This is a genomic window from Neobacillus sp. FW104-15D2, from assembly GCF_058790155.1.
Genome location: NZ_JBYTCJ010000022.1, coordinates 15962 through 31298, shown reverse-complemented (window position 1 = coordinate 31298; position 15337 = coordinate 15962). Strand labels below are relative to the sequence as shown.

Below are 15337 nucleotides of genomic sequence, written 5' to 3'. Positions count from 1 at the left end.
CTAAATAAATTGGTTATTTATTGAATTAAGTCTTAGTAAATCACACCGGAAGTTTATGCAATTATTATATTCCTAATGGATTTATTTTGAATTCGCTATTCTTATTGCGGAATAAATAAGTATTACTTAAAAGAGCAAGGGGAATAGCTGGACGAACAAAAGCCTTTCAAGGATGCCATTTGCTTTTGCCATTCTACCATTGTGCGGAGTATTTTAAAATAAGAAGGGAGGAAGCCGTGGCTTCCTCCCTATTGTGGACTTGGTTTATGAAACAACCCCATTACTTCTATTGTTTCTGTAATGTTCACAAAAGCTTGTGGGTCTACCTCTTCTATTATGTTTTTAACTTCAGCGAGTTCATAGCGTGAAATGACTGCAATTAAAATGCTTCTCTTCTCATTTGAGAATCCTCCAACACCATCCATTACAGTTAAGCCCCGATAAACCTTTGAGATAAATTTCTCCCTTATTTCATCACCTTTTTCGGTAATAATCATTAAAGTCAGTTTTACATGATGAGTATACACGGCATCAACCACTTTTCCAGTGATAAATATGGATACAAGTGTGTAGAGTGCCTGATCCCAGTCAAATAGAAAGCCACTTAAAATGATTACCGCTGCATTCATTCCAGATAGAAGAGCTCCAAGTGGAAAATCCTTTTTCCTCGAAACCATCATGCCAATAATATCAAATCCCCCTGTTGAGCCTGAGGAACGAAATACGATACCAACACCCAATCCCGTAAGTGCCCCGCCAAAAATGGATGACAAAATTTTATCCTGGACAATTGCCTGCACAGGAACAAAATAAAGGCCTACAGAAATAATCAGGACTGATAAAAGGGTATTCCCAATAAACTTTTTTCCGAGTTTCAAATATCCAATAACTAATAAAGGAAAATTAAGCAAGAAGTTAGCAACACCTGTATTGATCGGTGAAACCATCGCTATGATCATTGATACGCCGCTCATACCGCTGCTCATCACTTTGTGAGGTATTAAAAATAAATTAAAAGCAAGTATAATAATTATTGATCCAAATAATAATCTAAGCAACCTCATCAAAAGTGTCCTCCTGATACAAACAGACTTTTCTTTTTATAAAATATACTGATTATCCCTTTCTAAGTAAATTTAATAGTTTTTTAAAATAATTTAAATTAGTCTGTCTTTAAACAAAGGACTATCTCTCCAAATTTCCTTACTGGCATCCCTTCACTAAAGAATTACTTTTTAAGCAAAAAGAAACCGTGGTTTTTCAGTTCAAATTTTAAGGTACCCAAGAAATTGAAAGACAATGTACTTTACCTGGTTTCTCTCTTTTTCTCTCAGAGAATTTATTACAGATTAACTTCATATATGAAATTAATTAAACAGAAAAATTTCATATATGAATTAAATAATATTTTTTATTTCGTATATGAAATAAGGCGGAAATAAACGGGAACCCGTTTATGTTTCCGTCCCTGATAAAGTATTTAATTGATTCTTTATATATCCTAACTGCAATTGAAGTCTAATACGCTCTTCATTCCCAAGAAATCCGAATATTTTTCTCAAATATTCTTCATATTGGGCATTGAATTTTTCTTTTACTTGTTCCCCTTTCTCTGTAAGACATACCAGTGTTATTCTCTGATCGGATTGGTGATTTTCTTTTTTGACATAACCATCCCTTTTCAATCTCTGAATCATAGTAGTCATGTTACTTGGTGCACAGCCAATTTCATCAATTAATTCTGTCATCGTAGCTTTTCCAAGACGGGATAGAACCTGAATGACCCCAAACTGAACAAAGCTAATATTTAAAGATTCTAGTTCTTTATCAATGCCCCTTTGAAGAAGATGATGTACATCCCTTACTAAATTATATAGCTCCCTATTCTGGTTCATTTTCCATCCTCCTTGCAAATTCAATAAGAATAACTATTTTGATATAAAGTTAATTCTGGTATAAGCGCATCTAATTTATTAGAAAAACTTGGCATTCGCCAAGTCCCTTTGGCGGATGCCCTAGTTTTACTTATCACGCTCAAATCGGTACATCCTGTACCTTTCGCCTGACTAGGACTTCCTGTCCGTCGTGCGTTCAGAATTTAGGGATATAAATTCTGATTAGCCAAAAAAGGATTGACATTCTTCTGTTTTTAATTATACTTTAAAACTATACTAACTTAATAACTTTAAATCCTCATCAACCGATGAGGTAGAGGTCGCGGCTTTTATTAGTAAAACGGACGAGGTTCAGAGAAAATCTAAAACTCCGTTTGAAAGGAAGAGTTGCCGAAGTTTGTTTTTGTTCTCTGCAAGGACAAGCTGGGGCTGTTTCCAAAAAGGAACAGAACTGTCACGTTTGTGCCCTACCAGCCAAACGTGTTGTGCTATCTTTCGGAAGGTATGATGCGGGGTACTGATATGCCGTCGAATCTGCTTCGAGGGCATTTTTATATTCCCGACTCCTTCCGCAACATCTAGAAAAGGGGTATAGATTTTCATGCAGACATCTTACAAGGAAAAAACATTATCATCAGCTTTCCCACAATCTAAAAAAGGAACATCTGAGTTAAAGCGTTCCTTAAAGTCCAGACACTTAACCATGATCTCCTTAGGCGGGACTATTGGTACTGGTCTATTTTTGGCAAGTGGCGGAGCTATCCACACAGCCGGGCCGGGCGGAGCACTTCTCTCCTATATTCTAATTGGAATAATGGTTTATTTCCTAATGACCAGCCTTGCTGAAATGGCAGCCTACATGCCTGTTGCTGGAAGCTTTAGCACATATGCTACCAAATTTATAGATCCATCACTTGGTTTTGCTTTAGGATGGAATTATTGGTACAACTGGGCTATAACTATTGCCGCTGAACTATCTGCTGTCACAATGATCATGAAATTTTGGTTTCCAAACACACCTTCTATGATTTGGAGCAGTATATTTTTAGTGATCATGTTTCTCTTAAACTATCTTTCTGTAAAAGGTTTTGGTGAAGCTGAGTATTGGTTCTCTTTAGTTAAAGTAGTCACTGTCATCATTTTTATTATTACAGGATTTTTAATGATTTTTGGAATTATGGGCGGTCATGCGCCTGTTGGATTTAAAAACTTTACAGTTGCTGATGCACCATTCCACGGTGGCTTTATGTCTATGCTCGGTATTTTTATGGCAGCAGGCTTCTCGTTCCAGGGAACTGAATTGCTTGGGGTAGCAGCTGGAGAAAGTGATGATCCAACAAAAAGCATTCCAAAGGCTGTAAAACAGGTTTTCTGGCGTATTCTTCTATTTTACGTGCTTGCCATCCTTGTAATTGGTTTATTAATACCATATACAAATCCAAACCTGGCAAGCGGTGAAGTTACAGTAAGTCCGTTTACAATGGTTTTCCAAAAAGCAGGTATTGCTTTTGCCGCATCTGTAATGAATGCTATCATTTTAACTGCCGTACTTTCAGCAGGAAACTCTGGTATGTATGCTTCAACCAGAATGCTTTGGGATTTGGCGCGTGAAGGAAAAGCTCCTAAATTTCTAGGTAAATTGAATAAAAACGGAGTTCCTGTTAATGCTTTAATCGTAACTTCTCTTGTTGGCACAGTGGCATTCCTTGCTTCACTTTTCGGTGACGGCAAAGTCTATGTTTGGCTGCTTAATGCCTCTGGAATGTCAGGTTTTATTGCCTGGCTTGGAATTGCCCTAAGTCATTATCGTTTCCGTAAAGCATTTGTTGCACAAGGTAAAAGCCTAAATGTCCTGCCATATAAAGCTTTGCTGTTCCCTTTTGGTCCTATATTTGCTTTTGTTCTTTGTACAATTGTAGTCTTGGGACAAAACTACTCAGCATTTATGGGTGACCATATCGATTGGAATGGTGTTCTTGTTTCCTATATTGGCCTTCCTCTCTTTATTGTAACTTGGCTTGTTTATAAATTTGTTAAGAAAACAAAGGTTGTTAAACTGGAAGAGTGCGATCTTTCAAACTAAGTTAAAAGCTGTCTTATGCGGTACTCTTTCCGCTGGGGCAGCTTTTTTTATTTCTACTGTTTATAGAGTAGGTCCAAAGCTCATCTTCGTTTTTCCCTTGTTGTTTTATATCCTGTGATTACATAAAAACTTATTCTTGCATGGTTATCTTTTTCACCCCCAGTCTCTCCATTTTTCATTTCCTTTTCTATATCTAGAATCTCATTTCCTGTTTTATAAATTTCCGTTAATGCGAAACTTTTTGATTTCAGCTTGAAAACGAAAAATTAGCAAGTCTTGTTCATTTTATTTTATTTCTGGCACTAGAAACAAAATGTTTCTAATTCGCAAATATATCCCCCTCTAAAAGATTGTATTCTATTTTTATAGTTAAATCCCTTGAACCTAATAAGCTTTCGGGTGTTTTAAGAATCGAATAAGCAAAATGGGTTATCTTAATTATAGGAGGGATTATCATGTCCAGAAAAAGGAAATTACTCGTTCCGGAATCGCGAAAAGCAATGGATGAATTAAAGGCTAAGATAGCTGAAACTAGCAAGCCAGAAGAAGCAAAATTTGAAATAGCAAAAGAGGTAGGTGTCCCATTAGAGCACGGTTATAACGGTCTTCTTACAGCCCGTCAGGCGGGAAAAACAGGGGGAAGACTCGGAGGCCAAATGGTTAGTGAATTAATCAAAATGGCAAAGGAAAATTTAAATAAAAATAATCAATAAATTACAATCCATTATGAGGAGGCCAATCTTTGCTTCCTTTTTTTCATTTTTACCCGCTTTTAAATCCCATAACCCTCCCCCCGCCAAGAAAGCTCACTTGAAAAAAGCAAGTTTTTTGCCCATCTTGGAAACCTTTTATACAAAACATTTGACAAATTTGTGTCAAAGTGTAGAATATTCAGTAAAAGGGGATGTTATTATGGACCATATGAGACCAGCCTTAGCAGGTAAGAAAATCGCTTCCATTGGTATTTTAATTGGGTTAGTCATCTTTTTTGGCAGCCTTTTTGCAAGCGGTTACAATGAGAACTATTATATTTCTGTTTTTGGTATTGGGGTCATCATTGCATCAATGGTATTCTTTGGATTTGGGATGTTTCTTAGTCTTGCGGATGAAATATCTTCCAAGCGGGAAAGAATCTAAGGTTATATGTAAAAGCCCGCCTTTTACGGCGGGCTTTTTCCTGTTAAAAAATATAAAAACGAAGGATCTCCCTGCAGTGGAGATCCTTCGTTTTATATTTTTGTAATAGACAATGCATTAGCAAGTGTGGACTTTATGGTTACACGGTCAAAAGATAGTCCCAACTGGACAGCTGTTTGAGCGATCTCTGGACGAATGCCTGAAATAGTAGATGCAACCCCAATTAAATCGAGGGCTTTAAGTAATTGAAAAATCTGATGAGCTACCATAGTATCAATCATTACCACACCGGATAAATCAATATATAAGTGTTTGACTCCCTTTTCACCGCATTGCGTTAAGGTATTTTCTAATATCCTTTTAGCCCTAGCTGTATCAATGTCTCCTATTAACGGAAGAAGAGCCCTGTCATCATTCAAAGAGATAACTGGAGAGCTAAGTTCATTGATCATTTCCTGCTGGGCCACTAGCTGCCTGTTGGAAATTTTATAAGCTTCCTCCACAAACCGATGAATAGCAACATCAAAAGCTTTTATTATCATTTCATTCCATAAATCAGCTATTGACCGCTCTATCTTCTCTTTGTTTTCATTGATAAAGTTTCTAACATATTTTAAAAACACATCCCTAACCCGCACGAATTCACGTATAACATTAGGGATGGGTGTTTTCATATGTTCTGGATCACTGGCTATCATAACAATCCATTCATTAAAAGTTTTGAAAAACTGTGACTTTTCTTCAATAAAAATCCGGTTTAAATGAAGAACAAAATCAAGGTTCTGCTCTCTTAGTATTTTAACAACATGAGAATTACTAGAAGCATAAACAGACATCGCATCCGAATCCTCGATATTTTCAAACCATTCACTGCTAATATCTGTTGCATGCTCTTCCATATACAAAAATAAAGATTGATTTCTATGCATTAAATACCCTCCTAGGTATTTGATGTTTATATGATTCTCCGGCCAACCTGTGCCAAGGAATAGTAAATCCCGTGCTGAAGCGAATGAAAACAAGGAAACTTCGATAGATTTATATTAGACTCTGTCATATTTTTCCCCAACTCAGCAGAAATACCGACCAAAATGGTATCAACGCCTATTAGTGATGCTGCTGCACCGAGCTTACGAATAAACTCTGCACTATAACCACTCATTTCCTGGTCAAGGCCGGTTAGATCCAGCACTAAAAATTGCGCCTGATATTTTGGTAAATTATTAAGTGTCTTTACTAACAAATCTTCAGATCTGCTTTCATCATATTTACCAATTAGAGGCACGACCACGATTCCTTCAAGAACGGGAATAATAGGAGAGGATATTTGCTTAATGAGTTCCTGCAAATCCTTTGTTTTTTGCTCTACCAATATTTCCAGCTCTCGAATATGTTCCGATTCTTTTTTCCTTGCGAGCTGGTGAATATTCTTCGAAACGGTAACCGAAGATGGAGAATATTCGAACAGGCTGTATTCATCGCCATTTACTTGGTCTTTTTTAACGTCAAACCAAATGTTCTTTCCAAATAACCCTGTAAAAATTCCAGCATAGTGAGCCGCAAGAAAAGTTCCGCCTTTTTCCTTCGCTTGTGCTTTGTTTATTTTATATTCCCAGCTGTCCTGCATTCTAACTGTAACTGTAAATGCTTCTTGATTTAAATCGAGGATTTTGGCTTTTCCCCAGCCTGCTGAAGCGTATGTATGTGGAATAAGAGCCGAAGCTTCTATAACATTAACCCCTTTAAGATTACGAAAATATTCGCCTACTACCAATCCTTGCCGAAATCCGGTTGTTTCTAATACTACGCTTGCAGCATCTTCTCCGGATACTTCTTCAATTGTATCAAAAAAGGTCTTCATTGCTGAGGAAATCCAAAAAAGGACTGAATCATCATTTTCGAATAAAAATAGTCCTTCCCCCATATCCCATTTAAAATCTAACCCCCCCACCTTTATTTCATAGCGATTTTCGCTTGTACTATTGCTCAATCGAAATAACCCCTTCCTACAACAAGCTATTCAGCCAGCTATACCTTTTTTCCTATTTAATAATGTACATCCTACTTTTATAAATGTCTACTGATAGACTTTCCGCTACTTCTTTATAACATTCCCTTAAAAAGAGCACCCACTGTTTAAAAAAGAAAAAATATATAGGTTTTGCGAGTTCTATGCCGGATTCTTTAAAAGACAAATAAGAAAAGGTCACCAAAAACTTGAAGGTGACCTAAACTAATCTTATTGCTTAAAATTCAGCGTTTCCGGTTGTCCTTGGGAATGGAATGACGTCGCGAATGTTAGACATTCCTGTCAGATACATGACTAAACGTTCAAATCCAAGACCATATCCAGAGTGCTTCGTTTCACCATATTTGCGAAGCTCCAAGTACCACCAATAGTCCTCAATGTTCATTCCGAGCTCGTCTATCCTGCTTTTTAATACATCTTCACGCTCTTCGCGCTGGCTTCCGCCAATTAATTCACCAATGCCAGGTACCAGAAGATCAGTAGCAGCAACAGTTTTATTATCTTCATTCGTTCTCATATAAAAAGCTTTAATTTCTTTAGGATAATCCGTCACGAAAACTGGGCGCTTATAAACCTTTTCGCAAAGATAGCGTTCATGTTCTGTTTGCAGATCTGTTCCCCATTCTACCGGATATTCAAAATTCTCTCCGGCATTCTTTAAAATTTCCACTGCCTCGGTATATGTTACTCGGCCAAAATCTGCATCATGAGCAAGTTTTAAACGATCAAGCAAGCCTTTTTCTATAAAGCTGTTAAAGAAAGCCATTTCCTCAGGAGCGTTCTCTAGTACATAGCCAATAACATACTTAACCATTTCTTCTGCCAAATTCATTATATCGGGAAGTTCAGCAAATGCCACTTCAGGTTCGATCATCCAGAATTCAGCTGCGTGCCTTGCAGTGTTTGAATTTTCAGCACGGAAAGTCGGACCAAAGGTATACACATTTCTAAATGCAAGGGCAAATGTTTCGGCAGAAAGCTGTCCGCTAACTGTTAAATTTGTTTCTTTGTTGAAGAAATCCTTTGAAACATCCACTTTACCGTCTTCGTTTTTGGGAAGATTATCTAAATCAAGTGAGGTAATCCTGAACATTTCCCCTGCGCCTTCAGTATCGCTGCCAGTAATAATTGGCGTATGAACATTTACAAACCCTTTATCCTGGAAAAACTTATGAATAGCATAGGAAGCAAGCGAGCGAACTCTAAACACGGCATTAAAAGTATTTGCTCTTGGACGAAGATGGGCAATTGTCCGCAAATATTCAAATGAATGTTTTTTCTTTTGTAAAGGATAGTCAGAAGTCGAATTACCTTCAATACTAATCTTTTCAGCCTTAATTTCGAAGGGCTGCTTCATTTGTGGAGTCAAAATAAATTTTCCTTCTACTGTAATAGAAGAACTTATAGAAAGCTTTGCTACATCTTTAAAGTTTTCCATCTGGTCGTCAAATACAATTTGAACACTTTTAAAAAAGGTTCCATCATTTAATTCGATGAATCCGAACGTTTTAGAGTCCCGAACAGTTCGAACCCAGCCTGATAGAGTGACCATTTGATCTGTATACTGTTCCTGATTTCTGTATAAGTCCTTAATGACTGTTTTCTTCATATAGCTTCCTCCTAGTACATTTATAAAATAAAAAACCTTCCATCCCGTATAAAAGGGACGAAAGGTTTAAGTTCCGCGGTACCACCCAAATTGCCTAAAAAGGCCAGCTTGCAAGCAAATAATGCTTTCCAGCCCGTAACGTGCCGGTGACGTCCATGCCTACTGGGAATGCCTTTTCGGATGGAAACTCAGAGGTGTTCTTCATTTGCGCTTCCTCATCAGGCTCCCACCATCCCCGACTCGCTATGGATTACAGCAAAAATTACTTTCCTCTTCATCGTTTTTATGTATTCCTTTTATCACTATCTAAAATAACATATTCACTAAACAAGATTCAACTTAATGCGATAATATTTCACTATAAATTTCTCTAAAATCCTTTAAGGAATCCCTCTTTACAAGATTTTATTCCATAATCATACCTCTTATTATAAAAAATTAGATTTTTTACAGGAAATTGGGGAGCTACCGTCGAAATTACACAAGGAACACACGTTTGATTCGCAAAGGGAGGAAGATGAAAGTGGATAAATTAACTTGTATTGCATTTATCATGTATCAATCTTCAGAGAATCAACATGTAAGAGATCTGGCCATTCAATTATTGAATGGCGACATATCCATCCGAGAGTTAAAAAAGGATTCATTGACCTGTACATTAGTTGGAAAGGCTGAATTAACAGCAAAAAAACATAAGTCAAACCGTATGGAATTGCAGAAATTTGCTGAAGAATTTTTAATGGTAGAGGTTTAAGAACAAAAGGCCAATTTCCTAATCGCCTGTAAAAAAGGACCTGGGTTAAACCTAAACCCAGGTCCTTCATTATGTAAATAAATGTCGACAATCATTTGATGGCTACAGGTTTAATTTTAATTTGCAGTTGGTATATAAATTATACACAACAAATTAAAATCATCATGAGAGGAAGATTAAAATGGTTCAAGTGAATATTAAAGTAAATTACGAGGGAAAAAACTACCTGACTAATGTTATAGCACCTAAACACACACCGGAGGAAGAAATTACGAGAATGGCCCACCAACAGGTTGAACGCCAGTGGAGAAAATAATTACCGGTGTAAAATAGTTTCCGTGGAACAACGGAAACTATTCAATACATATAGAAAGCAGCTTTCCCGCTAGGGAGAGCCGCTCATTATGTTTAATTATTGCTATTTAACTTTATTGGAATTCAATCACTACCTATTTTATATTCCATAAAACTTCTTCCATTTCCCTTAAAGCAGCAGCTTATTACCACTCCTAATCAACATACCTTCCACTTTTAAAATACAACTTGCGACTTTTCCTGACTGTATTCCCGCATGATCCGCTCGATTATTGTTTTAACGGGAAGAATGTCCTTGATTTCTGCCACTCTGGAACCAGCAAACACTAATCCGTTTTCCGTATCTCCACTAAGTGAAACCTTTAAAGAATCAAGAGTACAAAAACGGTAAGAACAATTTTTCAAGCAATCGAGACACTTAGCTATTTTAAGCTTGTTTTCCTCGCTGATCATTTCAGTGAATTTATTTCGAATAGCTCGGCCCTGGAGGCCAACGGTTGTTTTTACAAGTACAAGATCTTCTTCTTTTGTTTCAACATACTTACGCTTAAAGGAAAGCGGGGCATCACATTCTTCACTCGCGACAAACCGTGTACCCATCTGGACACCTGATGCCCCCATTTCCAATGCTTTAGCGAGGTCACAGCCGGTCAGAATTCCTCCAGCAGCAATGACAGGTATCTTAACTGCTTCCACTACTTCCGGGAGGATATCAAACATAGGCCTGTCAGTTCCAAGATGACCGCCTGCTTCGAATCCTTCTACTACTACAGCTGCAGCGCCAAGCCGTTCGGATATCCTGGCCAGCTTTGCAGAGGAGACTATAGAAAGAACCGGGATTCCGGCCTCTTTTCCCCATGAATACATATCCCTGGAGATTCCAGCACCAGAAATAATAAAATCAACTTTTTCCTCTAAAGCAGCTTTCATCTTCTCTGCAAAGTCATTCATGGCAAACAAAACATTAACACCTATATAACCGAGACCCTTTGTTTTTTCTCTAGCCAAACGAATATGATTTCTCATTTCTTCCACTGAGATTCCTGTGCCCGAAATAATGCCGATTCCACCTGCATTTGCAACAGCAGAGGCAAGCCCGCTTAAAGATATACCTACACCCATCCCACCCTGTATGATAGGAAACTTGGGAGCCATATGCCCTATTTGTAGCTGTGGTAAAGTCAATTTCATTACCCCTTTACATTTTGTATTTCAATTCCCTCCTATCGTATTGCATATCCTAAAAAAAAGCTGTGATATATATTACCTGGTATTAATATTTGATAATAAAATTTTTAAATATTTCTTTATTAAAAATGTTTATACTTTTTAGACCCGGGTAAATAAAGAGTGCAAGGCCAAAACATAACAGGAGGGACTGGTCCACATGGAGTTAACAGCGACTCAAAGGTTAGTTTATGGCATTGCAAGTGGTGAAGGAACATTTGCGGAGCGATCCATTGGAACGCTCGTCTGTAATCGATATACTTAATATCGTTACGGCCCCATGCAAATGTTAACTTTGTAATCACTTTCCTTTATGAGGATGAAAAAAGGTGCAAACCAATCGGTTCGCACCTTTTTTCATGTTCTTATTTTGATAGGTGATAAAATTCTTCAGGAACTTGATCCATTAACGGGCTTATACCGCCCTTTGAAAACAAATGTAGTTCGTGCATCGCCCTGGTACAGGCAGTGTAGAAGAGTTTACGCTCACTTTCCCTGGAGTATTTTGATATATCATAAAGGATGACAGCATCAAATTCTATTCCCTTTGCCAAATAGGCTGGAATGACTGATATCCCTTTTTCATATGCCATTGTACCTTTTTCTATTAAGTGAGAAGGAAATAAATCCTTTGTCTTTTCATAAAATTTCTTGCTTTCTGATGCTGTTAAACAAATTACTGCGATCGTTTCATTTCCGTTATCCTGCATCTCTTTAATCTTTTTAGCGATTTCGCTATTAATTTGCCACTCGTTAGTAAGAATGACTTCCGGCCTTTTCCCTTCCCGGTTAAATGGCTCGATTTTATCCCCACCCTCGATTATATATCTGGTAAAGTCTACAATCGGCCTCGTGGAGCGGTAAGTTCTGTTGAGCTTTATTTCCAAAATGTCATCGTTAAGGTCATGCTGACTTGTTAAAACAGTATCAGCCCCCGATGCGCCTGAAAAAATAGCCTGGTTAAAATCTCCCAGCAGGGTCATTTTGCTGTACGGGAACATGGACTGAAGAAACGCAAACTGGAATGGTGAATAATCCTGTGCCTCATCAATGAAAATATGGCGTATGGAAGGATTTGACTTTCTTCCTTCTATAAGATCCTGTAAATAGACAAAAGGAGTCGCATCCTCGTATGCCATTTGGGAAGATTCAAGTCTATTAAGGGTTCCCGAACAAATTTCTGCCCATTTGTCCGGAAAACCAGCCTTCTTAGACACAGATTGAAAAAACTGGCTGTAAATACCAGGCATATCAACGAATTTCAGTTTCTTTATGGCATTGAAAATTGGCTTAAACTTCTCCTTTACCACCATTTCCGAAAGCCATTTTTGTTCCAGTTCAAAGTCATCGAATGAATTTTCGTTAAAGCGGTTCTTTTCCTGCAGCTTTTTAAACGCCTCCAGAAAATCCTCTTTATCGAGAAATTGGAGTTCTTCTTCTACCCATGACTTCGATTGTTCCTTTTTAACCTTCCTTCTCATTTCTTTAAGGAGCCATTCCTTAACAAGCTGAATCCTGTTTGGCATTGAAAAGTTTTTATCCAGTGAGTAAAAATATTTACCTATTTCCTCTTTAGATATAAGTCCTTCATTACGGAATAATAAATCCCTAAACAGAAGGCCTTTTTTAGAAAGAATTGACGCATATTCATCAATAGCTTCCTTATATTCAAGAGTCGATTTAAAACGGATCCCCTGGATGCGGGGACTTTTTTCCGACACGTCTCTTGATGAAAGCAAAAATTCTAATTGGGAAAACGGATCTTCAACTTCAAATTCCCTTCCTATCCTGCTTATAATGTATTCCTGAAAGGTGGTCTGCTGCATATTTTCTTCCCCTAATTCCGGTAAAACGGTTCCGACATAACTATTAAATAGAGGATTTGGAGAAAACAGCAATATATTTTCAGAAGTAATTGTACCGCGGTATCGGTAAAGCAAATAAGCGACACGTTGGAGTGCAGCTGATGTTTTACCGCTTCCTGCCACACCCTGGACTATTAAAAGCTTGCTCTTTTCATTCCTTATAATCTGATTTTGTTCTTTTTGTATAGTAGCAACAATTGTTTTCATCTGGGTGTTTGCGTTATTGCCAAGCACCTCTCGCAGCAGCTCGTCACCAATGGTCACTCCTGTTTCAAACATTGCTTTTATCTTTGAATCTCTTATGACAAATTGCCGTTTTAACTTCATATCTCCTTCTATTCGTCCTTCAGGGGTACTGTACCCTGCCGGTCCAGGAGCATGATCGTAATAAAGACTCGAAATCGGTGCACGCCAGTCATAAATGAGGAAGTTTTCGTCTTCCCTATCCATCAATGAGGCAATACCCAAGTATACTTTTTCTGTTTCACTTTCGCCAAGTTCATGAAAGTCGATTCGACCGAAGTATGGTGAATTTTTTAGCCGAGCCAGCAGCCTAAGTTGTTTATCAGTTTGCTTAAAGGAGCGTTCCCTCTCTGCGAGTAAAGCTGCCTGCTGTTTAATGCTGGTGTAGGTTTCTGCTATATCATCAGGTTCATCAAAATTAACCGTTACATCCTCCCAGAAGGTTTTCCGGATTTCGAGGACGTCTGACCCTATATGTTTAGCACCTTTTGACAGCTTTTGGGCCTTTGCTTTGATTTCATTTACAATAAATTCAACCCGTTCCTGCTCTTTATAAAGATCATTATCTTGAATTTCGCTCATCAAACCACTCCCCGGATAAAATTAAGCCGATTGTTTGACAACTCAATAAGTATGTGTTAATGTTATTATAGGATTTTTTATGTGCTTGCAATCAAACTATTGAATAGGCCGAATCTTATTCTACAATATATCTTGGTCCTAGTTCAACTTATCTTAACGCCAAAGGGCGTTTTTTTATTTATCTGTATATTTACTATTGGTCCTCCTCCTTCTTTTATCCACATTTTTATTTTTTTATATTCTGTTATTAGCCAAAGCTTCCTCTCTTGTAATAATACTCTTAATATCTTTTGCAGCTTTTAAAGTATCTAAGTCCCTATCTCTTTTATTCTGTAAAATAACTATCGAGGTCCCATCCTTGTATATGATATGAATAGAACTCCATCCACTGATAAATCCCCTGCTAAAAACAAAATTTTGCTTAATATACAAGCCAAGACCATAACCTGATGCGGATCCTGGTGTTTTTACTTTTTTCCATGATTTTTTGGAAATAAGCTTTCCGTTGATAAGAGCCTGGTCGTACTTACAAATATCCAGAGATGTTGCATATACATCCCCCGCTCCATACAAAAGTGCGGGATTTAATTTTCTGGAGGGCCGTAAAAAATTATGAATTTTAATATAACCTTTAGACGAAAAGGGGCTTGGCTCCTGGTAAGTAATAAATCCGCTATCCCTCATTCCGGATTTTTTAAATATATTATCATTTATATATGTATGAAGTGGCATTTTAGTAATTTTTTCGATTATATAGCCTAAAATCATGTAATTTGTATCTCTATATTCCCAGTGTGTGCCTGGAGCAAAAGCAGCAACAGGCATTAATTTTATTTGATTAATAAGATCAGATGGTGATGAATGCGCCCTTGTCCAAAGTATGGGCTTTAAACCCGATGTATTGGTCAGTAAGTGAATAATTTTGATGCGTTTACCATTAGGAAAATCTGCGATATATTTTGAAATAGGATCTTTTGTGTGAAGTAACCCTTTTTCCTGAAGCTGCAGAATGCAAGCAGCTACCATGGATTTTGTGATGGAGGCAATAGGAAAGGTTGTTTTCTTTGTGTTTTTGATATCCCTTCTTATATCAGCATTACCAACTCCCTCATTATATAAAACCGTTGAACCTTTCATTACAGCAACACTTCCGTTAATCCCTTTTTCCCTTAAGTAGCTCCTTATTTTTAAATGTATGTTATTTTTTTCAGCATTATTAGATACAAAAATCGGAACCGATTTTTCAGGTATACTAGAATCAGCTTCTCTATTTTGGGAAAAGGCTGAAATAATCATGATAAAAAATAATAGCAGTCCTTTTAAAAATCTCTTCATTTCTTCCTCCTGCTACGCAAAGGCATCCTTATCTAATAGTATCCATCTTTCCATTTTTAATACTGAGAAATCATTCGAAAGCTACCAGGTGAAAAAGTGAATAGTACGTAGAATTAACCTCCAAAGGAGGGAAAAAAGTGCTTTAAAGATGGCTTCAAGAATAACGCCCACTATTTCTCCAAACAATTGCTTAATAAGCCGCAGCAATAGATTTTCCTTAGCTTCTCTTTTATAGAAAGAATCCTTCAACTTTTTCGTCTCCT

General features: G+C 37.4%; 14 protein-coding genes, 1 riboswitch and 1 other annotated feature. Of the genes, 5 read left to right on the top strand and 9 right to left on the bottom strand.

The window, feature by feature from the left end; all coding sequences use genetic code 11:
* Positions 1 to 248: 248 nt before the first annotated feature.
* Together AC3WR0_RS17045 and AC3WR0_RS17040 are read right to left on the bottom strand one after the other, a co-directional pair.
* Positions 249 to 1067 carry a YitT family protein gene (locus AC3WR0_RS17045; protein WP_492553427.1) on the bottom strand — a complete coding sequence of 273 codons (819 nt, stop codon included), beginning with the start codon at positions 1065 to 1067 and terminating at the stop codon, positions 249 to 251.
* A gap of 387 nt (positions 1068 to 1454) precedes the next feature.
* Complete coding sequence (locus tag AC3WR0_RS17040) at positions 1455 to 1895, bottom strand: MarR family winged helix-turn-helix transcriptional regulator (RefSeq protein ID WP_492553426.1); 441 nt, start codon at positions 1893 to 1895, stop codon at positions 1455 to 1457.
* A gap of 306 nt (positions 1896 to 2201) precedes the next feature.
* A riboswitch (Lysine riboswitch) is annotated at positions 2202 to 2394 on the top strand.
* Positions 2395 to 2496: 102 nt separating this feature from the next.
* Between AC3WR0_RS17040 and AC3WR0_RS17035 the strand changes: the two genes are divergently transcribed.
* The 3 genes from AC3WR0_RS17035 (at position 2497) to AC3WR0_RS17025 (ending at position 5115) form a co-directional block, all read left to right on the top strand.
* On the top strand, positions 2497 to 3978 hold the full coding sequence (locus AC3WR0_RS17035) for an amino acid permease (protein WP_492553425.1): 1482 nt from the start codon (positions 2497 to 2499) through the stop codon (positions 3976 to 3978).
* 455 nt (positions 3979 to 4433) lie between these two features.
* On the top strand, positions 4434 to 4691 hold the full coding sequence (locus tag AC3WR0_RS17030; protein ID WP_492553424.1) for an alpha/beta-type small acid-soluble spore protein: 258 nt from the start codon (positions 4434 to 4436) through the stop codon (positions 4689 to 4691).
* Between the two features lie 199 nt (positions 4692 to 4890).
* Positions 4891 to 5115 carry an MFS transporter gene (locus AC3WR0_RS17025; RefSeq protein ID WP_492553423.1) on the top strand — a complete coding sequence of 75 codons (225 nt, stop codon included), beginning with the start codon at positions 4891 to 4893 and terminating at the stop codon, positions 5113 to 5115.
* A 92-nt stretch (positions 5116 to 5207) separates the two neighbouring features.
* On the opposite strand, the gene AC3WR0_RS17020 is transcribed toward AC3WR0_RS17025, so the two are convergent.
* The 3 genes from AC3WR0_RS17020 to asnS all read right to left on the bottom strand — a co-directional run bounded on the left by AC3WR0_RS17020 (position 5208) and on the right by asnS (position 8753).
* Positions 5208 to 6044: an STAS domain-containing protein gene (locus AC3WR0_RS17020; RefSeq protein ID WP_492553422.1), complete on the bottom strand. Its 837-nt coding sequence runs from the start codon at positions 6042 to 6044 to the stop codon at positions 5208 to 5210.
* Between the two features lie 26 nt (positions 6045 to 6070).
* A complete protein-coding gene (locus tag AC3WR0_RS17015) occupies positions 6071 to 7039 on the bottom strand; it encodes an STAS domain-containing protein (RefSeq protein ID WP_492553490.1) in 969 nt (322 codons plus the stop codon).
* 322 nt (positions 7040 to 7361) lie between these two features.
* Positions 7362 to 8753, bottom strand: a complete 1392-nt coding sequence (gene asnS / locus AC3WR0_RS17010; RefSeq protein WP_492553421.1) for an asparagine--tRNA ligase — start codon at positions 8751 to 8753, stop codon at positions 7362 to 7364.
* A 50-nt stretch (positions 8754 to 8803) separates the two neighbouring features.
* Positions 8804 to 9040: a binding site (T-box leader), on the bottom strand.
* A 236-nt stretch (positions 9041 to 9276) separates the two neighbouring features.
* On the opposite strand from asnS, the gene AC3WR0_RS17005 reads away from it, so the two are divergent.
* Positions 9277 to 9507, top strand: a complete 231-nt coding sequence (locus AC3WR0_RS17005) for a hypothetical protein (protein ID WP_492553420.1) — start codon at positions 9277 to 9279, stop codon at positions 9505 to 9507.
* A 181-nt stretch (positions 9508 to 9688) separates the two neighbouring features.
* Positions 9689 to 9823, top strand: a complete 135-nt coding sequence (locus tag AC3WR0_RS17000; protein ID WP_492553419.1) for a BA3454 family stress response protein — start codon at positions 9689 to 9691, stop codon at positions 9821 to 9823.
* Positions 9824 to 10038: 215 nt separating this feature from the next.
* Here the strand turns inward: AC3WR0_RS17000 and AC3WR0_RS16995 are convergent, their stop codons facing one another.
* The 4 genes from AC3WR0_RS16995 to AC3WR0_RS16980 form a co-directional block, all read right to left on the bottom strand.
* Complete coding sequence (locus AC3WR0_RS16995) at positions 10039 to 11013, bottom strand: NAD(P)H-dependent flavin oxidoreductase (RefSeq protein WP_492553418.1); 975 nt, start codon at positions 11011 to 11013, stop codon at positions 10039 to 10041.
* Between the two features lie 401 nt (positions 11014 to 11414).
* Entirely contained in the window at positions 11415 to 13739 is a 2325-nt protein-coding gene (helD, locus tag AC3WR0_RS16990) for an RNA polymerase recycling motor HelD (protein ID WP_492553417.1), read from the bottom strand.
* Between the two features lie 234 nt (positions 13740 to 13973).
* Positions 13974 to 15074: a serine hydrolase domain-containing protein gene (locus AC3WR0_RS16985; protein ID WP_492553416.1), complete on the bottom strand. Its 1101-nt coding sequence runs from the start codon at positions 15072 to 15074 to the stop codon at positions 13974 to 13976.
* A gap of 81 nt (positions 15075 to 15155) precedes the next feature.
* On the bottom strand, positions 15156 to 15323 hold the full coding sequence (locus AC3WR0_RS16980; protein WP_492553415.1) for a hypothetical protein: 168 nt from the start codon (positions 15321 to 15323) through the stop codon (positions 15156 to 15158).
* Positions 15324 to 15337 lie beyond the last annotated feature (14 nt).